Source organism: Bacillus sp. 1A (genome assembly GCF_052682215.1).
Genome location: NZ_JBQYLZ010000001.1, coordinates 1,037,903 through 1,060,028, shown reverse-complemented (window position 1 = coordinate 1,060,028; position 22,126 = coordinate 1,037,903). Strand labels below are relative to the sequence as shown.

The 22,126-nt window shown below is 31.7% G+C and carries 20 protein-coding genes and 2 pseudogenes; 7 read left to right on the top strand and 15 right to left on the bottom strand.

Annotation, left to right across the window (positions count from 1 at the left end; all coding sequences use genetic code 11):
- Positions 1 to 35 precede the first annotated feature (35 nt).
- Positions 36 to 1,439, bottom strand: coding sequence for a CDP-glycerol glycerophosphotransferase family protein (locus tag ACUN0F_RS05360; protein ID WP_445539231.1), 1,404 nt, complete (start codon positions 1,437 to 1,439; stop codon positions 36 to 38).
- A 4-nt stretch (positions 1,440 to 1,443) separates the two neighbouring features.
- Positions 1,444 to 2,211 carry a glycosyltransferase family 2 protein gene (locus tag ACUN0F_RS05355; protein ID WP_033704264.1) on the bottom strand — a complete coding sequence of 256 codons (768 nt, stop codon included), beginning with the start codon at positions 2,209 to 2,211 and terminating at the stop codon, positions 1,444 to 1,446.
- A gap of 259 nt (positions 2,212 to 2,470) precedes the next feature.
- Here ACUN0F_RS05355 and ACUN0F_RS05350 point away from each other — a divergent pair, with 259 nt between their 5' ends.
- Together ACUN0F_RS05350 and ACUN0F_RS05345 are read left to right on the top strand one after the other, a co-directional pair.
- A complete protein-coding gene (locus tag ACUN0F_RS05350) occupies positions 2,471 to 3,760 on the top strand; it encodes a glycosyltransferase family 2 protein (protein ID WP_327989206.1) in 1,290 nt (429 codons plus the stop codon).
- A 509-nt stretch (positions 3,761 to 4,269) separates the two neighbouring features.
- Positions 4,270 to 5,631 carry a YncE family protein gene (locus tag ACUN0F_RS05345; protein ID WP_327989207.1) on the top strand — a complete coding sequence of 454 codons (1,362 nt, stop codon included), beginning with the start codon at positions 4,270 to 4,272 and terminating at the stop codon, positions 5,629 to 5,631.
- 691 nt (positions 5,632 to 6,322) lie between these two features.
- Here the strand turns inward: ACUN0F_RS05345 and ACUN0F_RS05340 are convergent.
- Positions 6,323 to 6,733, bottom strand: a complete 411-nt coding sequence (locus tag ACUN0F_RS05340) for a hypothetical protein (RefSeq protein WP_445539230.1) — start codon at positions 6,731 to 6,733, stop codon at positions 6,323 to 6,325.
- A gap of 104 nt (positions 6,734 to 6,837) precedes the next feature.
- Complete coding sequence (locus ACUN0F_RS05335; protein ID WP_001033049.1) at positions 6,838 to 7,035, bottom strand: helix-turn-helix transcriptional regulator; 198 nt, start codon at positions 7,033 to 7,035, stop codon at positions 6,838 to 6,840.
- A gap of 152 nt (positions 7,036 to 7,187) precedes the next feature.
- Here ACUN0F_RS05335 and ACUN0F_RS05330 point away from each other — a divergent pair, with 152 nt between their 5' ends.
- Positions 7,188 to 7,547 (top strand): helix-turn-helix domain-containing protein, encoded by a 360-nt coding sequence (locus tag ACUN0F_RS05330; RefSeq protein ID WP_445539229.1) that lies wholly within the window; start codon positions 7,188 to 7,190, stop codon positions 7,545 to 7,547.
- A gap of 161 nt (positions 7,548 to 7,708) precedes the next feature.
- Here ACUN0F_RS05330 and ACUN0F_RS05325 read toward each other — a convergent pair.
- The 8 genes and pseudogenes from ACUN0F_RS05325 to ACUN0F_RS05290 all read right to left on the bottom strand — a co-directional run bounded on the left by ACUN0F_RS05325 (position 7,709) and on the right by ACUN0F_RS05290 (position 16,564).
- Positions 7,709 to 8,788: pseudogene (locus ACUN0F_RS05325) on the bottom strand (tyrosine-type recombinase/integrase).
- An 851-nt stretch (positions 8,789 to 9,639) separates the two neighbouring features.
- Positions 9,640 to 10,854 (bottom strand): hypothetical protein, encoded by a 1,215-nt coding sequence (locus tag ACUN0F_RS05320; protein ID WP_445539228.1) that lies wholly within the window; start codon positions 10,852 to 10,854, stop codon positions 9,640 to 9,642.
- Positions 10,855 to 11,205: 351 nt separating this feature from the next.
- Positions 11,206 to 12,093, bottom strand: a complete 888-nt coding sequence (locus tag ACUN0F_RS05315) for a nucleoside 2-deoxyribosyltransferase (RefSeq protein ID WP_445539227.1) — start codon at positions 12,091 to 12,093, stop codon at positions 11,206 to 11,208.
- A gap of 315 nt (positions 12,094 to 12,408) precedes the next feature.
- Positions 12,409 to 13,380, bottom strand: coding sequence for a hypothetical protein (locus tag ACUN0F_RS05310; RefSeq protein ID WP_445539226.1), 972 nt, complete (start codon positions 13,378 to 13,380; stop codon positions 12,409 to 12,411).
- A 656-nt stretch (positions 13,381 to 14,036) separates the two neighbouring features.
- Positions 14,037 to 14,918: an IS3 family transposase gene (locus tag ACUN0F_RS05305; protein ID WP_445539225.1), complete on the bottom strand. Its 882-nt coding sequence runs from the start codon at positions 14,916 to 14,918 to the stop codon at positions 14,037 to 14,039.
- Between the two features lie 8 nt (positions 14,919 to 14,926).
- The gene (locus tag ACUN0F_RS05300) at positions 14,927 to 15,223 is read right to left on the bottom strand and encodes a transposase (protein WP_445539224.1); all 297 of its coding nucleotides are present in this window, start codon (positions 15,221 to 15,223) and stop codon (positions 14,927 to 14,929) included.
- A gap of 91 nt (positions 15,224 to 15,314) precedes the next feature.
- Complete coding sequence (locus ACUN0F_RS05295; RefSeq protein WP_000725639.1) at positions 15,315 to 15,473, bottom strand: Phr family secreted Rap phosphatase inhibitor; 159 nt, start codon at positions 15,471 to 15,473, stop codon at positions 15,315 to 15,317.
- On the bottom strand, positions 15,473 to 16,564 hold the full coding sequence (locus ACUN0F_RS05290; RefSeq protein ID WP_327988098.1) for a response regulator aspartate phosphatase: 1,092 nt from the start codon (positions 16,562 to 16,564) through the stop codon (positions 15,473 to 15,475). Before ACUN0F_RS05290 ends, ACUN0F_RS05295 begins: the two co-directional genes overlap by 1 nt.
- A gap of 587 nt (positions 16,565 to 17,151) precedes the next feature.
- On the opposite strand from ACUN0F_RS05290, the gene ACUN0F_RS05285 reads away from it, so the two are divergent.
- The 4 genes from ACUN0F_RS05285 (at position 17,152) to ACUN0F_RS05270 (ending at position 20,022) form a co-directional block, all read left to right on the top strand.
- Complete coding sequence (locus ACUN0F_RS05285; protein ID WP_327988099.1) at positions 17,152 to 18,417, top strand: Y-family DNA polymerase; 1,266 nt, start codon at positions 17,152 to 17,154, stop codon at positions 18,415 to 18,417.
- Positions 18,414 to 18,755: a YolD-like family protein gene (locus tag ACUN0F_RS05280; RefSeq protein ID WP_327988100.1), complete on the top strand. Its 342-nt coding sequence runs from the start codon at positions 18,414 to 18,416 to the stop codon at positions 18,753 to 18,755. The genes ACUN0F_RS05285 and ACUN0F_RS05280 overlap by 4 nt, the downstream gene beginning before the upstream one ends.
- A gap of 49 nt (positions 18,756 to 18,804) precedes the next feature.
- Positions 18,805 to 19,179 carry a hypothetical protein gene (locus ACUN0F_RS05275; protein WP_327988101.1) on the top strand — a complete coding sequence of 125 codons (375 nt, stop codon included), beginning with the start codon at positions 18,805 to 18,807 and terminating at the stop codon, positions 19,177 to 19,179.
- A gap of 447 nt (positions 19,180 to 19,626) precedes the next feature.
- A complete protein-coding gene (locus tag ACUN0F_RS05270) occupies positions 19,627 to 20,022 on the top strand; it encodes a DUF3221 domain-containing protein (protein ID WP_327988102.1) in 396 nt (131 codons plus the stop codon).
- A gap of 56 nt (positions 20,023 to 20,078) precedes the next feature.
- Here ACUN0F_RS05270 and ACUN0F_RS05265 read toward each other — a convergent pair whose 3' ends face one another.
- From ACUN0F_RS05265 to ACUN0F_RS05255, 3 genes and pseudogenes are all read right to left on the bottom strand, one after another.
- Positions 20,079 to 21,605 (bottom strand): FAD-dependent oxidoreductase, encoded by a 1,527-nt coding sequence (locus tag ACUN0F_RS05265; protein ID WP_327988103.1) that lies wholly within the window; start codon positions 21,603 to 21,605, stop codon positions 20,079 to 20,081.
- A 126-nt stretch (positions 21,606 to 21,731) separates the two neighbouring features.
- Positions 21,732 to 21,854: a hypothetical protein gene (locus ACUN0F_RS05260; protein WP_327988118.1), complete on the bottom strand. Its 123-nt coding sequence runs from the start codon at positions 21,852 to 21,854 to the stop codon at positions 21,732 to 21,734.
- 1 nt (position 21,855) lies between these two features.
- Positions 21,856 to 22,077: pseudogene (locus tag ACUN0F_RS05255) on the bottom strand (helix-turn-helix transcriptional regulator).
- Between the last annotated feature and the right edge of the window lie 49 nt (positions 22,078 to 22,126).

The window sequence follows — 22,126 nt, the reverse complement described above, 5'->3', positions numbered from 1 at the left end:
CAAACAATCCGTAAGGATATTAAGTGGCAAGTAGTTCAATCTTGTATACTTTGAATTAAGCTTTGCAACTTTTTCGTACTTACTTCTTGAGGATAATTTTTGTGAATAAATTGTTTACCTAATTCTTTTGCTAGATCTGACTGCAAAGAATTGTTTAAAACCTTTTCAATCGTGCTCAGCATATCTTCAATAGAGTGATTTACAAGCCAATCTAATTCATCATAATATTTATAATTTCTCTCTTCTAATAACGATTTATAAACAATTACAGGTATATCTAATAACATTGCCTCTAACCCTACTGTTGAATTAGAGATAACCACAAGATTTGCATTAAAAATAACATCATACATGTTCACTTCATTTGTTATATATTTAACATTAGGGTATAAGTTACTTAACCGAACATACTCACTCACTAGGTTACGCGCTTTTTCCCAAGGATGAGGCTTTATAATAACTGTAATATTTTTGTCTTTCACTAATTCTTCTATTAGTTCAATATAAAATGAAGTTTTAAATGGCTGTGTTGCAATAAAAACCACTTTTGTAGAGGGGTCTATTTTTAATTTTTTTAAAAGATTCTTTTTATCCATATATGCTCTATCGAAAATCTCATCATATCGGGGGTGTCCTATTATCTCAATTTGAGATTCGCTGACCCCTTTTTGTAGGTACCAATCTCGCTCATATTTTCCATATACGACCTGCTTTGTTGCAAAAACCGGAAAGTATGCTTCTTCTCCCATTATTGCACCATGCTGCAGACAATAACTTGGTATCCCCTCACTACTAGAAAGAAAAGTAAGAGCTCTACTTGTTATATCTTCCGTAGTACCAACAATCACACCAGAAATCTCTTGTTCTTTAAAAATAAAATAAGCCATATTAAGTTTCTCAATCATGATAGGAAGGTCGCTGAGTAATTTTTTTTGAAAAAACATGTTTGATAATAGTGGGTGTTTATTAAACTTTAAAAAGAGTTCTTTAGCTTTTTCTATGAAAACATGTGCGGTATTAGAGGCTTTATTTATATAATCTGGTGCACAAATTGTAGGAAGACCGTAAAGTTCTGTCTTTTTTGATCTTGTTAATATCTTTGTTTGATTTGGATTAAAGTGGGTAAAGTTACTTACTGAAAAACGGAGATAATCTGAATTTAGGAGGATTGCTCCATTTCGATTTTTTCTTTTTATTTTTGATTGAAATGAAGACATTCTTTTTTCAAACTCTAACTGTAACTGTGTTTCCTCTATGGGTTCAATTGACAATTGCTTATAAAAATTATTTTCTTTCATTTTATTTTTTACATCTGCATCTAAATATTGATAAAAATTACTCAGTAATGGTAAAGGAATGTTATAATGCTTTAACTCGGAAAAAATATTTATATACTCTAGATTTAATAACCAGTAATTTTTCAAATAAATGTCACTCAATTTTTCACCCTCTTTTTCTTCTTAAGTCTTCTCTTAATTCTTTACATGTTCTTTGTGGTGGTAATAATTGTACAAATTCATTTTTTTCTTCGGCAAATAACTGTGCATGTATTGAATAAGGAGTAATATAATTGATATCTAAAATTTCATCTAAAGGATAAAAATCCCAATAGTGATTTAATCTCCAAAAAAAGCGTGCATCTCCTAGCCGATAAAACTGAGGATCTTCATCCCAGTAAGAATTCCACCTTTTTTCAATAATTGGTAAAACAGAGGCTCTATGCATAATAGAACAATGATCAATGGTACATGGGGCATTATTAGTAATTTTTTTAGCAGGTCTTTCAACCGTTTTAATAGGTAAATCTGATTCATCTATATGAATCGTTTTTGATGCAGAGTAAATAATTTGAACATCTTTATTCTCATCAAGATAACTAGACATCTTTTCGAGTCGTTCTTTTTCATATTGATTATCATCTGTAATATAAGTAATATATTCCCCTTTCGCATGCTTAAGTGCCTCATTAATTAAAGCAGCATATCTGACTTTTTTTGTCCGTTCAGAAATATGGGCCACATTACTTTTATAAAAATGTACATTTTTCTTATTTATGAATGGCTGAATTACCTTCTGGGTCATTTCATTAGAATCATCATCCATTATAAAAAGCTCAAAATCTTGAAAACTTTGGTTTAATACACTTAATATCGATTTTTCAACAAACGTAGGCTTATTGTAACTTGTCATTATTACTGAAATTTTAGGCAAATCTCCCTCTCCTCCTTATCAACGAATACAAAAACAGTTACGTTATTATATAAACAGAAAGGACAATCCGTTCCAATAATTTTTAAAAAGATTTATACATCTATTAAAGTCTTTAGCAGTATTTATATTCACCCATGTACCTTTTTCACTCCACTATAGTCCATACCATATCTATGAAAAAGTAATAAACTATTCAAGCACAAAAAAGAGAGTATCAATAAAGGATTTTTATTTATTATTCTCAGAAGAGGTGAAGACTTTGCAACCGCTAATTTCAATTATCCTTACTAGCTATAATAAACCAACATTAATAAATCAAGTTATTGAAAGTGTTCTAATGCAAACTTATAACAAATGGGAACTTTTTATTATGGATGATAACTCCTGTCCAGAAACTATAAATATCATAAAAAATTATTTAGATGATCCTCGAATTAATTATAAGAATAGTTTTATACAAGATAATGAGAGATATAAAACCACAAGATATGCAACACTTATCAATGAGGCACTTCCATTAACCCGTGGGGATTATATTTGCTATTTAACGGATGATACTATGTACCTTCCAAATAGATTAGCTGAAATGTTATCTTTCTTAGAAAAACATCCTGAAATAGATGTAGTGTACTCTTCTCAATACGTAAAATATGTTGATTATAATCTACAACCTATACATGAATTTGTGAGAGAAGCTTCAGAAATTTTATATACAGCTGCAAATATTGTAGATCACTGTTCAGTTATGCATACTAGAAGAATATTATTAAAAGCTTATGAAAAATACTGTGAATATTGGGATACAAATCCTTTATATTGGTTTGTTGGAGATGCAATGTTTTGGAAACGCCTAAATACATTCCAACCTTTTTATCCCATTAGCAAAGTACTCGATATTACTTTTAAAACACCATTTTCTTTCCAAAACCTATATGTTAACCTCCCTTCAAAAGATTTAAATGGTATTTTGTTTAGTAATTCACAAGGTGAAGTGTTTTTAATTGATAATTTAAAACGTAGGCTCATTTCGAAAGACATGCTTTCCTACTTCAAATATAATCAAAATGAAATTGTCTTAATCCCCGATCCATTTATCTACAAATATGCAGAAGGTCCCCCCATAACCCTTACAGAATCAATTCCAAATCTACGGGTTGTGCAAAATGAAAAAAAAGAGTTATTTTATATAGAAAATAATCAAAAACGTCCTTTCATTAACACGATAGCATTTCGCAAATTTAAATTTACAGTTCAAGAAATTATTAAAGTTTCAAAACGTAGTTTAGATCAATTTTCAGATGGGCCACCTATTTATGCAAACTTATCTAATCACACAATTCTACCCGAAGGAAAAATATTTATCTATCATCACAATTATTTCATAATGACAGATGGCATGCTTCATCCCATAGATAAAGACATATTGCAAAAACTGTATTTATTAAAGAACTGTATACCGATTTCAAAGACCAATTTATCCCACTTTAAGATTGGTCCTCCTATTTCGTCATATCCCTCTCACTTAGCTGAAGAATACCGAGAAGAATGACATACGAGGATAGTGCCCATAAGAGATATTGCTTCAAAAAATAAAATGAGTTAATACAGCTAGTGTGCAAAGGTAACCAATCATACGTGGGAATTGGAATCGACGTATAGTTTGTTCAATCAGTTTGTATGTATCTCGTGGTGTTAACGCTGCTTCTGTAACGCCTCCTTTCGAGTTCGTCTAACTTTTTTAGGAATGCCAATTCCGCTTCTAAAAACGCAATACGCGCTTCCGCTTTTTTTAATTTTTCATCAGAATGTTTTACCATTATTCGTTCGGGTTTTATCTTGAGAGTAATAACCACAATATGTCCAAGCATTAGAGAATATGCAACATAATATAGAACAGTGCTATGTATTTGTATGTTGTATCAAATAGAAAATGCCTTTCAAACATGATTATTTTACTAAAAAGCATAGTTTTTTAAATTTTTGTCTTAATACGGTATGTAATCAATTTTATATACCAAATTGATTAGAACATAATATTTGATAAAGGAAGTGAGGTCCATGTTACCTTGCCAAGGTACGTGCAATCAATATGTAGATTTTGAGGTTTTAATTACAGCTCCTGAAGGATATATAATTAATGATACGAATTATACCGGTGCTGTCACCTGGAATACAAACCGATTAAAATGTGCATTTGAACCATGTACGCTGCAAACACCGAACCCTTGCCTTCTTCAAACTGATCTACCAGATGGTTCCTATCCAGTACACAGTGTTCGCATATATGGAGTACTTACAATGCTTGTTAGTATTTCTCCTGTTCAAAATCAATATGGACAAGGAGATGCAGCTTTTTCTAAATGGCATAAATTCTCTATCAATCAGATTGTTTATTATACAACTGATCCGAATTGCTGCTTTGATTTTAGTAGCTTTAAACTTAAGAGTTTAACAGTTACGCCACAAGATGAAAATACATTTATCTTAAATGGCACCCTTTCTGTTTTACCAGTGCCACCAAATCCTCCGGTTTATGCTTTTACAGCAAATAGAGATGATAATACTCTTTCAGTAATTAATACAGCAACAAAGACTGTCCAGCATGTAATCAATCTTCCATATCAGCCAATTAAAGTTGCTGTTAATCCAAACAAAACATACACTTTAGTTTTGCACTCAAATGATAATCGTGTTTCTACAATTAATAATGAAACACTTACCATTATCTCTACTTTCTCAATAAACAATCCAATTGATATTGGGTTTTCTCCGGATAATCAGTTTGCGTATATACTAAATTTTTTAACTGGTTCAATGGGCATTACTGTTATTAACCTCTTAACTCAAACCATTACTAATACCATCTCACTTGGAGGATTTGGATTTTCAAGTATAGCAATTGATCCGAATGGACAATACGCCTACATCGTAAATTATACAACTTGGAGTATTGTAAAGGTTGATCTAAATACAGGAGAAATTATAGTAGATCTTCCTACTTCAATGGATTATCCAAGCATCATAGAAATTAGTTTGCTTGATGGCTTAGCTTATGTTACAGAAGAACTTCCGGGGGCTGGGACCCTACTTGCAGTTATTGACTTGTCCACTTTTCAAGAGATTGGCAGTATTATTACTGGAACGTATTACTACTCGTTCCTTGCTCTTTCACCTAATCAACCTGTAGCTTTGCTAGGAGAAGAAACTATAGATGAAATCAATATTATTGATACAGCACAACACCAATCCACAGGAACTATTTCCATAAACGACCCAAAAAGCGCTGCGTTTACACCTGATGGAGAATTTATCTATATTGCTCAACCAGAACAAAACACGGTTACTATCCTTAACTCCGTTGACTATACCGTAAATACAGTAGTAACAGTTGGTGCATCACCTATAAGTATCGCAATATAAAATTTGATGCTTATTAATATTCAAGAGATACTCAGGATTCCACACTCTACTTATATTAATTTCCTACTCCCCATTATTTCATCTATACAAATAATCGATGCCCTTCTCTCTATTTAATGACTAATCGTTTATTTTGATATGTAATAATTTATACACGCGACTCTTCTTAAATACTAAAAAACATATTATCTAATAACTCCTTAAATATTTCCTATAGTTCTTTCCATTACAATTCTCTTTAATTTTGTTTATCTATCCATTCCCTCCGTCAATCAAATCTCCCTCAAGGAACCCAATTTAAAATTCATTTTACAAGTAAACAACCGTTCCATAAGTAGATTATTTAAGGGAAAGGAGTCAGACTTACTGGCTTCCGCTTTCTTCTCATCCTTTTTTGAAGCTCTTTTAAGTCTAATTCTATTGTATTCCAGCTAAATAACATTCCCACTAACAAATAACATGTTATATAACTATATAAAAACTCTAGCAAATCATTAAAGGAATCTCCTTTCCCCTATCGAATTATTGTAGAGGAAAGGAGAGGAATACATGGAAATTCTAGGATTAGATCCTCGCGCATTAGCGACTCTAGGTGCACTTGAATACACCAATCGTCGCAATAAATTAATTAAAGACTCGAAGAATAACATATACGAGTGTAAAGAAATAAAAGAAATACTTCAATCACTCCCTAAAGAGAAGCAGCTTGAGGTTCTTGAGAATCAAGCTCACTTTGAAGCTGTGGCAAAGATGATTGAACAAAACAATTTAATTCTTTTAGAACAGATGAAAGCTCTACAGCTAATTCAGAAATAACAAACTTATGATTGATTAATTCTACATATGCTTCCATAAATAATGTGTCTTTATTTATACCATCAGCCTCTGTTTTTATAGGGGCTTTTGTTATGCTCTTGTTCATGTTTTGGATTTGTATAGTTTCTTTCACATGTATGAATAGATCTTCTAATAAACCTGGAGTAGACTCTAATTCTTGTTTTTCAATTTCCTCTGTGACAGCACTTATAAATTCCCATAGTACCTTTGCACCTAATAGTTCTGCTAAACGTTTTTCACGCATTTCAAATGTTTTCATATTCATATTGAACACTTCCTCTTCTGTATTTTTTACTATTAATTGGACTATCTAAATTATGATGGAACAGCTATATTGGCAATCAAATTCTCTACCTCTATTATTGTAAACTATAGTTTACAAGAGGAGCTAAAAATAGATTCCACACTTGTTCCTAAAACTTTTGCTATTTTTATAGCTAACTTAACGTTAGGTTGTTTTTTATTATTCTCTATCTCAGAAATATAAGTGCGCGATAAACCAACTTGTGCCGCTAACTTTTCTTGTGATATTAGTTTTTCTTTCCTTAATTCAGCTATCTTATTCATTGCTCTACTCCTCTCCATTTATGTATTCATATGATTACAAAACAATTGTAAACCATAGTTTACTTAAACGTCAACAATGTTTTACATGTTTTTTCTCTATTTTAGTTTCTTTTTGTAAATTATTGTTTACAATTGTACTAGGAGGATTATATATGAAGAAAACTCTTGGTGAAATTATAAAAAATTATCGTTTAACAAATAAACTATCCTTACGCGAGTTTGCTCAAAAATCTGATGTTAGTCATACTTATATAGACAAACTTGAAAAAGGTGTAGATTCAAGAACTGGAAAACCTGTAGAACCCACGCTTTTAGTAATAGAAAAGATATCAAATGCCATGAATATAAGCACAAAATCCTTATTAGAAGAAATAGGATTCATTACAAGAGATAATATTGAGGTAACTGATACAGAATTAGAACAGTGGTTTAAAGCTATTAAAAGTGCCTCTCCTCAAAAGCAGGAGGAATTAAAGAAGTTTTGGGAGTTTTTAATACAAAAGGAAGACTAAATTAGCTAAAAGGCCTCCACCTTGATAGGGTGGAGGTCGTAAGTTCGAGCCTCTCCGGGGTCATAAGTACAGAAACCGTGTCAACTCAACGTTTGATGCGGTTTTTACTTGTTTACTTTCATACTCAAAAACATCAGTGGTCACAGAATTGGTCACATTACCTACAAAATCTCTTCTATTTTGTTAACTGCATCTTCCTGCATCGTTGGCAAAACATGTGAGTAAGTGTCTAATGTAATTTTGATGTTGCTGTGTCCTAACCGCTTAGAAATCACCTTCACATTCACACCTTTAGCCAATAACAAGGTTGCATGTGTATGGCGTAAATCATGGAATCGAATCTTAGGAACAGCTGACTTCTTAATCAAAGCGCTTAAAATTCTTCTTACATTTGCAGGATTAATTGGTGTTCCAGAAGGCGTACACATCACCAAGTCATTGTCTTGGTATTCCTCACCTTGACTCAGCTTCTCTTTCAATACGGCTGATCTATGCTTCTTTAGCTTCGCTAGTGTTGATACAGGTAATAGTATTTTTCTTAAACTTGATTTAGTCTTTCCTCCAAGCAAAAACGTCTTCCCATCATGACTTAACGTTTGGCTAAATCAATATCTTTCCACCGCAATCCCAGCAGTTCACCTTGTCTCATTCCAGTTACAAGAGCCATATGAAAGACAATAGAATACCTGCTATCCTGCGCAGCTTTTAAGAATAACTGTACTTCCTGTTCATTCCAAACAGTTAACTCTTCCTTATCACCTTTAGGCAACTTGGTTTTCGCTGCAACATTTTTAGTAATTAACTCCAAATCTATTGCATGTTCAAGAGAGTTCCGAATGATTTTGGTTATCTTCTCGATTGTCCCTCTCTTTAAACCTTCGTCTCGCAGCGAATTAACGTAGTTTTGCATGTGCAATGATGTTAACTTAGCTATTTTGATATTGCCTAGAGAAGGAATGATGCGACTGTTTAAATATCCTTTCAGTACCTTTGCGGTTTGAATACCAACACTATGCTTCTTCGTATTAAACTAACTCTCAAGATATTCACCATAAAGTAACTTACTAGGTTCTACATATGTTCCAGTATGGACTTCTGACAGCAGCTTTGTTAAAACATTTTTCGCTTATTTTTTAGTAATGAATCCCCTTTTTTTCTTTTGCTTTCGTTTACCTGTTAATAGGGCAATACCAATATCAACAATATAAAGTTTTCTTATCTTTTTTGACGCTTCCATTCATCGTTAAGAGCCTCCTTGGGGTCCTTAACTGTGCTGTATATGGCAATTTTATCATAACTAATAATCTTGGTATTGTGGATTAGAATTTTACTTCATACCAGTATAAAGACACACTAAACGTTGCTTTATATATATTTTCTAACAAACTGAAAGAAGATAACGAGAGCTTCAATCCACTGAATAAGCTACTCTAATACTCATTTAAAAGAAGCATCTCCTCAAATTAAATTTTAGAACTGCAAACAAAGGGGCATACAAAACCATCCATCCCCTATATACTTTTAGAATAATGAATCATTGAAGAATGTGAATTTAAAATACATAAAGTACCACACGCTCTTTACTTTGCAGACCAAATTCAGCTCGCAGAAGGAAAGAATTCATATGTACTATGATAAGTGAAGCCGACATACTTACGTTTTAGAAGGTATTATTTAAGGAGAAGGGTCTAAAATTAACACTATTGAATTTATAAACCTGATACCATTTCCAATATACAACAATCCCAGTGCAATTTATATGATATATAGAATGTTAATAAAAATAGGATACAAATCTTTACTATTACTTAGTTTATAATTTTCCACCAAACGTTATCGTATAAGTACACTCTAACGATAGCAATTATACAAATCAATTTCGCTCCTTTATAAACGTAAAAAAACAGCCATTGATAAGGCTGTTTTTAGAAAGAATCTCGTTAACTAGTTCGCATTTTCGATATGATACAGTGTGTACTTTTTTTAACCATAATATTATATTCAATCTAAGCTGGCAAGATTATGCTTTCTTAATAATTTTAAGTTTTTCTGGATAATATTTAATCTTTATTACATTTTTTATTCTTTCGTCTTATGAATTTATAGTTTCTTGTTCATTATCCTGAACGCTATTAGTACAAATTGATTCATTTTTCTCTGTTACAGGATAACTTTGTTTGAGAAATTGTAGTACGGTAAAAGCATTTTCCCAATTTAATTTTTCAAAGAAAACATCCTTCGAGAATCTTGAATTTAATCGTTCTAGGAAAGAGTCAATCCATCTGAAATACTCTAATCTATGTTTAAGAAAGAAGTTCTTGACCTTGAAACGAATATTTATTACTAATTTAATTTCAAAAACGTTAAAAAAATAGTCCATAGATTCTTTTTGTAAATAATACTTCATAAATCCCTCAGGTAAACTTGCTTGCCCGTCAACAACAGTTTTAATATTTAAATTAAACCTTTCAGTTTCTATACTTATGCTATGCTTATCCAATCTCTTTACCTTGGTATTTAGCGACAGAACAAGGTCAAATCTTTGATATATTGCCCCATTTGAGCCAGAGCTCATTACTGTTTCTCCCCTAGTAAAAGTTACCTTTTTCCCATCAATAATAAACTCTTCTTTATCATTAACCTGTTTTTTTTCATTATTTTCCCTTTGAATATTTCTTTCAAAAGCAGCTCTTTCCTCCATTGGTTTTGAAAACAACTGTAAAAATCTATTTTCATATAAAATTTCTGGAATATCATTTCGTCCGATTTCTCGGATATTATCTTTTTCAAACGTTTCATTATTAAAATACGAAGAAAGGTGTGTTGATAATTCCTCGATAACAAAATATTCCACTGCTTCGTGTACAAGTTGCCTTGACCGATTGTTACTCCACTTCACATGGTCTTCCATTGAACGTATTTTTAACGGTTCTCTCTCCCAAATAGCTTTTATATCTGGACTCTCTGCAAAAGCTGCGTTTAGATATTCTGCTATTTCATTAGAAAATGGATATCTAGCAATTTTTAAGATTGAATTTTCTTTTTCATCCCTCACAATGAACCCTGTTATTACTTTAGTATTTGATAAATTTCTATAAATCTTTAAAATAAAATAAAGCAAAACAATGGCAAATAGAATAAATCCAACATATATTCCCACTGAAGCTTTAAACCCCTGTACTAAGGTAATACTACTCGCTAAGATACTAATGGCAAAAGCGCTCACAAATGTCACTGCAACAAACTCAATTGCATTAGAACGCTTTAGTAATAAAGAAGACAACACTCCTAGGCTTTTTTTATTCATTAAAACACCTCTTCACCCTACAATTTTTAAGTGAACCCCATTACCACTTTCATTTAAAAATGTATATTTTCCTGAAAGTGTTTTTGGAGTTTTGATATAATTAAGCTAATAAAATCAAAATTTCATTACAAAAATATAAAAAACAGAGAGACTTCATTTTTTATTAAAAGTCAACAATATTTTTATAATAATTTAATTAAAAGTGTTTTTATAAGATATCAGACATGTTATAAAGAAAAGAAATAGAAGTATAGAGTAGACTAAAAGATATCAACCTACTCTATACTTTCCCCACTATATAAGACCTCATTATTTCTATTTAATCATTTACATAAAGTCAGATTAAAACAGTTACCTAACTTCTTCTAAAAGATACATTGCTTCGATTCGAGAGGATAATTTTCGGTTCAATTCATACTCGAATTCCCAAACGATTGTATTTGTTTGTGCTACATCAAAATGTCTTTTTTCAAATTCATCTTTCCTACAAGTGAAAATTACCTGTTTACCAATGCCTTTTGCATATCCCGCTTCATAATAAACTCCCGCTTTATGATGAGTTAAATCGGCGATGACAAACTCTGCCCTTTCAATTTCATAGAATATCTCAGGAACAATTTGATTGTTATGTTCTTTAGAATCAATGATAATTGGTTTAAAGCCATTTGCCTCAATAACTTCGCAAAGTTGTTTTCTTAATTCTTTTAACTCGTCATTAAATGACATTGCAACAAATACTCTTTTTCCGTAATTAGGTATTTTGATATTTAGTTGTCTTAAGACCTGTTTAACCCTTAGAGCAATACCACTCCAAACCTCATAATTCTCCATGTTCTGCGCTATATAAACCATAGTTACAAAATATGTGAAATGGTCTAATTCTTTGAACAACTGTAAAACATCTTGATAATCATATAAATACACTGTTTCCTCATATTCTCCGTCTCTATCATATCTCTTATATGGATAAGAAGGTATCTTTTCAATATGTATATTTATACCATTTATTAAAGGTAGGACTTCATCAAATGTGCTTCTATCGCATTCAAATTTATGGTCCTCAAGTGCTTCTTCAACAGTTTTATCATCCTGTATATGTAGACCTGCTAGGATATCAGCTTCAATAGATTTTAGATGAATATTTAAAATCTCTAGTTCATTTTCGACTCCATTATAAAACATTTGTAATAACTCTTTGTTTTCACTGTAATGTAGTAATTTTTCTTTTAATTGAAGCACTTTATAACACTCCTCAAAAATGTGATATTTTAATACTAATGTATAATTAAGGGAATATAAATACTTTCAGATTAATAAATCATTATGTAAAAAAGAATTCTTAACAAGAATAGCTTTCTTTTAACAATATTAGATAGAGTTCGCATTTGTTATTATATCTTAAAATGTAATATTATGGTTGTTTTTTATAAACTTAATTGGTTGAAATTAACCAATCCCCAACATTTAATCATTAAATAAAATCTAAGACAATTATATACAAATAAAAAGAGGTAGCTATTTAGAGTAGCTACTTAGTCTCTTCACTTAATAAAGTTACAAAATGTATGATAACATTTTTTCAAAAAGATTATTTCTTACTGTAGAGAGTTCATCAAAATCAATTTCAATATCAACGGCTCTATATTTAGTCTCCCCTTTTTTCAAACAAACATAGTTCCAAGTTTTATCTGTCTTATCAAGTAGTATCAAACCAATAATATTTTCATCAATGGATATATACCATTCAACTTCAGTTGCGTTAGGAGGAACTGGTAAATATGAAATTAAATTATCAAGTTCTGATTTGTATAATGTTCTTATTTCTTGTGACAGCTGTCCCCTTTCATATTCAGCAGAAATAGTAAGTGTCTCCGAACTATAAGGATGAAAACCTATTATATCCGCAACAGTATTACCATCTACCACATAGTATTGAACAGCATCAACAAAGAAGTCCTGTGGAATTGGATATTTAGCATTTGGATTTAAGCAAACCACTAGTCCTTCACCCCAACTCTCATTCGAACGTTCTGCTAAATTATGAACAAAGTATTCTGGAGTTAACGCATTAGGAGTATAGTCATACGCCATGCCTCTTCGTATTACATTCATATGTGTTGTATATAATCCCTCTTGATAACCCATTCTCTTAAACTTGGCAGTCGTTCCACTATTACTAAATATTATTGCACTTATATTCTCCACATTAGGTTGATAAAAGAAGCCAGAAGGAATTGTCTTTTTCCCGACTTTATGTTCGTAGATTTTTTCTTTCTCAACAACTAAACTCCCTTCTTCGTTAATGTGTCCTTTGTCCTTTTCACCATATAAATATTGAATTAAGGAACTACTTGAGTATCTGAGTGAACCCTTTTCATGAAAAGCTTCAATTGCTAATACAAAGGGAATCTCCTTACAATGTTCAAGCCCCCAATAACGCTTGTTGAGTTTTGAAAATAAAGGACTTCCAAATTTAATTGATAACTCGTGGTCTTGTTTATACTCAAGTTCCTTTTTAGTAAGCATTTCTTGTTTATCTATATTTATTTTTCCTGCAGTAGGATTAATAGTAGTAGCTTCAATTGCAACTCGTAATCCATTTTGTTGAATTATAAAATCTGGTCTATCAAATAATGGCGATGTGATGACTCTTCAAAATATATTAGGACATTCATCAATTGAGATGGTTAGAAAATATATTAATATGACAAGTAAAGATCTTGTAAATCAACACAATAAACATAGTCCGATTAATAATTTGTAAACTAAAAAGTGATTAAAGCGTGTACTCTTTTTCAAGACATTATTGTATATAACGAATAGAATTTTGATTGTCACTTTTTTCGTCACCAAAACAATGATTTGTTTGATAAAAAAATAGAGAAGCAGATGTATTTATATATATTGTTTAACATGCGAATTAAGTAATTTTAAAAAACCTATCAACCTTATAGCTTTTTTATATGAGGATTTCACAAGTGAAAAATAAACTCTATTACTATTGCTTTCCCTTTATCTTATAAAGTAACGATTTTTAATTTAGATTGCAGAAGTAGTAAAACTATTAACACTATTCTCCGCATCAGTTGCTACATTTAATCACACATTACCCTATTTCAAAAGAAAAAGACACCCTTTACTAAAGTGACCCCTGTCAAGTAGACAGTATTCAAAAAACACAACTAAGCAACCTGAGTTCTATATTTATAGGGACTCAGGTTATTTAGTTTCTTCTGGAACCTTTGGTGATTATAAAAGTGTATATATTTGCGCACAGCAAACTTAACCTCATCAGCTGTGCGAAAAGAGTATAAGTGAAAACACTCTGACTTAAAGTGACTGAAGAAGCTTTCTATACAAGCATTGTCCCAACAGTTTCCCTTTCTGGACATACTAGCCTTCATCTGATATTTTTTGAGTAGTTGATGATATTGACGAGATGTGTACTGGAACCCCTGATCACTATGCAGGAGAATCCCTTTCACGTTTCGTTTTTTTCTTGCCTTTTTAAGTGTGTCTAGTACTAGTTTCAGGTCATTTCTACGGCTAATTTCATAGGCAACAATTTCATTGTTGTATAGGTCTTTAATAGCGGATAAGTACAATCTCTGTCCATTGAAAATCAAATAGGTAATATCTGTTACCCATTTTTCGTTTGGTTTGGAAGTTTGAAAATCCCTGTTCAGATGGTTATCTGAAATCACGTAAGCCTCTTTCTTCCCGTAATAAGGTCGTTTTCTCCTAATAATGGCTTTGATACCTAGTTCACCCATCAACCTTTGTATACGTTTGTGATTAAAATGAAGGTTATAAGTGGCTTTCAGCCAAACTTGTACTCTCCTGTATCCATAAATCCCTTTAAGTTTTTTATGACACTCCAATATCTTCTTTTTTATTTCGGTATCCTCCAATTGTTTTTCAGAAGGCGTCAACTGTCGCTTTATCCATTTGTAGTACCCACCTCTAGTTACTCCAGCGATATCACATAGAATGGTAACTGCATAACCTTTTTCTGATAGCCCTTTGATGGCTTCAAACTTCTTCGTTTTTGGTACAGATTCCACTCCTCCTTTTACATCCCTAAGAGCTTTTTTAACATTTCATTCTCCGCTTCTAATCGTTTCATTTTAGCTTCTGGATCTTCTGGATTGGTTTTTGGTCTACCTATACCTGGACCTTTCGTTTTACCACGTTTTTCTTCTAGTCCTTTGATACCTTCAGCTTCAAAGTGTTTCACCCAACGTCTTACTACCGAGTGATCAATTCCTAATTCTTTAGCAACCGTTTTGTATCCCATTCCTTCTTTCAAGTATAAATCTACTGCTTTTTTCTTACATTCTATATCATAAGTTACTCTAATTTTGCCCATAGAAAAATCCCCTCCATAGTAAACAGATTAATGTGCTTTCTTTTTACTGTCTACTATAAGGGGATCATATCAGAATGAAGGTGTTTTTTTCTTATAAGTCAGCGTGTGTTTGTAATAAATAATCTGGTCTTGCTGGTGCACCTCCACCGTCTCCTATATTTACAGCTTGATTTTTAAAAGAGTCGTTTAACCCTAACGATAGGATACTAATTAAAGATATTCCAAGTATAGTTAGATAGATTTTTTTCATTATTTTAACGCTCCTTTTTCTAATTCATTTTTTTGAGCTGTATTGCTCATGTAAAAATATTGACTTGCTTTGTTATGGTTATTTTCTTCATAAAACTTTAGAGCTAAGATATCAGCATATTCTTTTACGCATTCCCATAGTTTTTCTTGTTTGAAATAAGTAATACCTTCTGAAATCGATATTTCTAAAGTTAATGTAGGGACGTTGTTGTTGAGGGCTTTTAAAATTTTAAAACGATGTTGGAATTCTTGATTGTTAAAATCGTTACTAAGTTTTAATCCTTTTTGAATTAGTTGATCGCTGTAATTATGGTCATTTATCTTATAGTATTCATATGCTTCTACGAAAAATGCTTTGAAATGGTTTGGATTGTTCTTTGTTACTTCAGATACATGACGAATCGCGAGTTTAGATAAATTTTGTTTTGAATATAACCAAGCTAAATTATGTCTTACCATAAGGATAGAATTTTTATGGTTATTTTTTTGGAATGTGTCTAGTGCCTTATTAAATGACTCCTCAGCTAATTCGAAATGTTTTAAATCAATACAACACAGACCTATAAAATTGTCACATAGTGCTACATTTATTTTATAATCTTCATGTTTTAAAAATTCTTCTTTAGCTAATTTTATATAATCAAGTGCTATTACTTGTTTATAGATTTGATAATAAAAATATCCCATTCGATAATTAAATTCAGCATGTTCTATTGGATCAGGAATGTGTATTAATAGTTCTTTTGCTTTTTCATAGTGTTCACTTGCTTCAGTGTAATTGGATGTTAAAGTACAATGGAATGCTTTAAAGAAGTGATAATAATAAGCCAGGAAGTCATCTGCTGGAGTTGTGAAATTATCCATTTCATCAAAACTGCTTTCGTTAATACTTATCCAATCTGTTAATGCTTTGTATCTAAAATCTAATAAAGAATAATATAAGAGTAAGTTTTGATTTTCTTTGACATTGTTAATTTCATTGTCTATATACTCTTTTAATTGGTTTGCTTTAACTAATTGTTGTTTTAACATGGATTGATACCAGTCGTTTAATAATTTTGTTATTTGTTCATTTTCTAATTGAACATTCATAGAATCTTCCCCTTTTCCAAAATTATCTATATCTAATGTAAAACAATGGTATCATGGTATTACATTAGATTAACCTTTAAATAAGTTGATATATATAATATTGAATATTCCGTGTATTTCACCTTTAATTTTATTGCGACCCTTATTTAGTATGGTTTTAGCAAAAGAAATACTAATAAATCCAGGGCACATTTATGGACAGGATGAAGGATATTACATACGTTTATCATACACCTATGCTTCAATTTTATATTTATGAAAGTTAATATACGAATTAAAAGAAATTATCCATACACTTTAATGTGAGGTCATTGCCATCAAGTTAAGAAATTCATTATCCTCAAAACGAAAAAAATGTATTCTCATAAATTGGTGTAGAGAGATAAAAATTTTCTTTTTGTGGGTATTTCAAAATTTTAGCTTGATGGACATGTGTCACGCCCCCTATTACTGATTGTTGTTAGAACTGCTGCTCCCACAAGGAGAATATCTGAAAAAAATTATTTTTAAACAAAACCTCTTTATAAAAGAATACAAGTTCGTATATGATAAGAACAAACGTTCTTTTGATTTAGGGAGGAATAACAGTGTATAACTATTCTATCTTACCGAATAGAATCCTCTTATGTGTTGATTTACGTAGCTTTTACGCTTCTGTAAGTTGTATCAAAATGGGGTTAGATCCTATGTATACAAAATTGGCAGTAGTCGGTGATGTAAATAGAAACGGTTCAATTGTTCTAGCTGCCACTCCACCATTACAAGCATTGGGTGTAAAGAAGATGGCAAGATTATACGAGATTCCTCGCAGAAAAGACATTCTTGTTGTAAATCCGATTATGGGAACATACATTAAATGCTCTAATTACATAACAAAGTTAGCTTTGCAGTACGTTCCTATTGAGGATTTTCACCAATATTCCATCGACGAGTTCTTCATGGATATTACGGATAGTATTCATTTGTTTGCTAACAATCCCTATGAATTTGCGTTGAAATTTAAACGTGAAATATATGCAAAAACACGGATCGAATGCACAATAGGAATTGGCCCTAACCCTTTAATGAGCAAAATAGCTTTAGATATTGAAGCCAAGAAGAATAAAAATGGCATTGCTTATTGGAAATATGAAGATGTCCCAACAAAATTATGGAGCATACGTCCACTAAATAAATTTTGGGGCATATCATATAAAACAGAAGAGCAATTAAATAGAAAGGGAATACACTCTATTGGAGATTTAGCAAATTATCCTCTTAAATACTTAAAACAGAACTTCGGAAAAATTGGAGAAGAATTACACTTACATAGCCATGGAATTGACTTTAGTTGCATTTCAGAAAAATATGTTCCTGCCACAACTTCTGTTGGAAAAAGCCAAATACTCATGCGCGATTACACAATAGAAGAATTTCCGATTATTCTACTGGAACATATTGAAGAAGTTTGTTATCGGCTTAGAAGACAAAATAAACTTGCTCAAACTGTTCATTTTTCTGTCGGTTATAGCAAGGTTTACAGCGGTGGTATTAGAAAAACACATACTTTAAGCCGTCCGACTAACTTAACAATGGATATTTATAAGATTTGTACATACTTTTTACATAAGCAATATACTGGCGAACCCATTCGTAGCATAAACATCTCCTTCACAAACCTGCTCCAAGAAGGAGAAGAACAAATTTCTCTTTTTGATAATATAACGCAGCGAGAACAAGAAGTGAAGTTAATAAAAGTAATGGATGAAATACGCACAAAGTTTGGGAAAAACAGTATTTTACGTGGGATTTCCTACACGCATAGCGCTAAAGCTAGATACAGAAACACACTGATAGGAGGACACAAATCATGAGTAACGCCAACATGCCAAAAGGAAGAAAGATGGTAAAATGGACTCCGTTCGCCGCATTAACGTCTCAATTTGATGGGATTCGTGAAATGATTAAGGAACAACACAAAGTACCCCTACCAATCTTAACAACTGAAGAAAAAGAACTGATTGAAAATATGTTGTTATGTTCTTTGTTATCGGAAAAAGAAATACTAATTACATATTATGAAGATGGTTATTTACTCTCTGGATATATGACTGTTGTTGATATTGACCAGCAAAGTAGTTCTGTTATATGTACTGATGCTTTTTATAATAAAATGAAACTACAATTTTCTAATATAATAGATGTAAAATAGAATAAATTTACGTAAACATGTTTAAATCATTATAAAGGAGCATAAAAGAATGCAAGAGTCTCAAATAAGAAAGAATGCAGTAGGAGCAATTATTCATAATGATATAAAAAACTATCTCTATTTAAATATACCTATGGTTATTAAAGAGAAAGATGGACAGATTTATGAAGTTTTAAACACCGGTTTTCACACTAATGATGCAGTAAGAATGATAACAACGGACGATTTTGCTACAACCAGAGTAAATGCACCGATTGTAACTGTAAAAAACAGTGATGGTAATATTCAAGTATATCGTTTGCCTTTAGAATTGGAATCTTGGGTAATTTCTTGTATGCAAGCTGCTTCTGCAGGAAAAATTCCATTTCCATGTAAAGTTTCCTTTGGGATTATAGATACAAAATATTATGTTGAATTCATTTAAAATTGGAATACATTTAACATTTGATGTAAATAAAGAAGGAACACCAACATTTTGCGAATTCTATACGTCAAGACTAAATCCCTTAATCAAACCATATTTTATTATAAGTACCAAAACTCATTACCAACAACAAAGTAGCCTAAAAAATATTAAACATCCTTTATTATCGGTATTATTGATGTCAAATAAAAAAAGAAGAGAGAAAACATTCTCTCTTCACCAATAATATTTTACAGAGTAAGTAGGGTAAAAAACTATTTAGAGATGAACCACGAAAATACTTTACCTAGTGAATTATATCATAAATCACTCTAAAAAAATACATATCACATACAATTTTGTTTTACTTATGACAAAATTGTTAAATATTTGAATACAAAAAGGCTTTATATCTAAATGAATAGAAAGGTGTTGGTGTGGTAATAAAATTTAAGGGGGCTTTCTATTATGTTTTCAAAAAAACAAAAATTATTAACAGTAGTTACAACATTAACATTAGGGTGCGGATTTACTTTTGGCTTAACACCTGCTTCTGCAGATACTGCCAATAACACTTCTCCAATTAAGGAGGAACAGGTACGAATACAAATACCTTTCACGGGCTATGTTATTTCAGCAGACGATAATTACTTAATTGTTGCTGATACTTTTACAAAAGAAGAAGCACTTTATTATCAGAATAATTGGTGGGAGCTAGTTTCCCAAAATAAGATTTTAAGAGTACCTGTATCCCATGGTGAAAACTACAAATTAGGTGAAAAATTAAACGTATACGCTGCTGCTTGGACTTACTCTTTACCACCAATCGCTATAATGCCAATAATTGAAAAAGTAGTTGATTAAATACTGCTTATCTAACAAAAGAAACATTGCCCTAATTAGAGCAATGTTTCTTTTCCTTATTGAACATTAGAGATTGAAATGGAAGAGAACAGATTTGGAATGCTATTCTCAAAAGCTAATGTAAAGGAAGGGATTAATTCATGTATTCTTTCTTGCAGTGATCTCTTATCTACTTCTCCAAGTTCGTTCAAAAGTTCATTCCCTTCCGAAGACTCATCTCCAGTGATTAACATGTTTAACATATCTGAGTTAATGATTTCATGAGGAGAATGAACTAGCCCATTCATCATTATATATTTTTGGAGCATGGTAGAATTACCATCCCTTGCTCGCTTTAAAGCTTGTTTAAGATATAAGTCAAAATATTTCTGTGCAAATTTCACACCTTTTAGTGGAACGGCACCTACATGTTCAACACCTTTCCAACGTAAATCCGCAATTGAACTCAGCCACCATGCCGGCTCAATAGCTTGTTGCATACGTTGCAGCACTTTGCGTTCGAATCCAAGTTTACGAGTAGAATGTTCTTTTAAACAAGTATCTAACATTTCAGCTTCAATGGCGGCTACAGTCATCCCTTGTCCATAAATGGGATCAAAGTTACAAAAAGCATCACCTAACACTAATAATCCAGATGGCCAATTTTCCATTTGTTCAAAATGTTGACGAGTTGACTCATGCGCTCTAAATCCTCTTGGGACACTAATTGGTTCTAACTCTTTAATTAACTCCCTCATCATAGGGGTAACTAATGAATCCAGTTCTTTTTCATATTCTGTTGAATTAGTTGGTGGATAGTGCGTACCTCCAGCAACAAATAGTAGCGCTTGAGCCATGTTATCTTCAATATATAATAGCCCTACAGCTCCAACATTTTTAGCAGGATCTCCTTCAGAAATTGCACTCAATTTCTCTTTGATATGTGACGGTACTTTATAATATCTCGTGCTATATCCAAAATTCACCTTTAAACGTTCTGGTTCTGGAACATCATATCCCATAGATGTAAGCCATTTATTGAGTTTAGATTGACGACCACATGTGTCAACTACCAAATCAGTTAACACAGTTCGCTTTGTTTTTAATTCGTCTCGTTCTTGAATATTAATTCCAATAACACGCTTGTTATCAGACGAAGTTAAAAGACCTGTGACAGCTTGCTTTGAATGAAAATGTACATTAGGAATTTCTTGCACACGTTGGCGGATTGTCCATTCTAACAATGCTCGACTGCTCGCTGCACCTTTTCGTTCTATAACTAGTTCAAGTGCCCCATAAGGAGAAAATCGAATCATTTTATCATTCTTGACATTATGGGCCCCTAAATTTAATAAATCATCAACATATCCAGGAAAGAAACGATTCATAATTATTTCTCCGCGTGGTAATACACGATGAGGATGAAAGTCTTGGGGTGTACCTGGACGTTCAGATGGTTTTTGAGGTAACTCATCTTTTTCAACAACTATCACTGTCTCAAAATAACTAGAAAGCACGCGTGCAGTAAGCAAGCCTGCAATACCAGCTCCAATCACGAGTGCCTTTTCTCTTTTTTGATGTTGATATGGTAATTGACTATCCATTAATAATCTCTCCTCTTTCTAAAAAGTATGTTTGTTCAGCATGAATCTATTAACACTTTTCCAGAAATCAGAATAAACAAATGATGATTCTTCATTATTTTAGTAAGGAGCCCGTTGATAGAATAGTTAATATAGGGAAGCTAAAAGTAGGACAACAACTCCAGATTGAGCCCAAATTTTCATTTCGATTTGTTGAATTCTTTCATCCGAGTGTGTACTAAGTGAAAACCATTTTTTTAGTTTTTCCATATTAAAGTTCCTCCCAAAATAATTTATCTAAAATTTTATCTGATGTTTTAGCTACATGAATACAAAGTTTTAAAGAAAGGTTATATTTATTACTCTCAATAAGACTAATGGTTTATCGCGTAACGTTAACAATATCGGCCAACTCCTGTTGAGTTAGACCTTTTTCAACTCTTGTAATTTTCACTTTACTTACAGACTTTAGATATATCTCATTTGTAAAGATAACTTTATACCTTTAATCTTATATTCTGTATATTAAATTATTTAAAAAA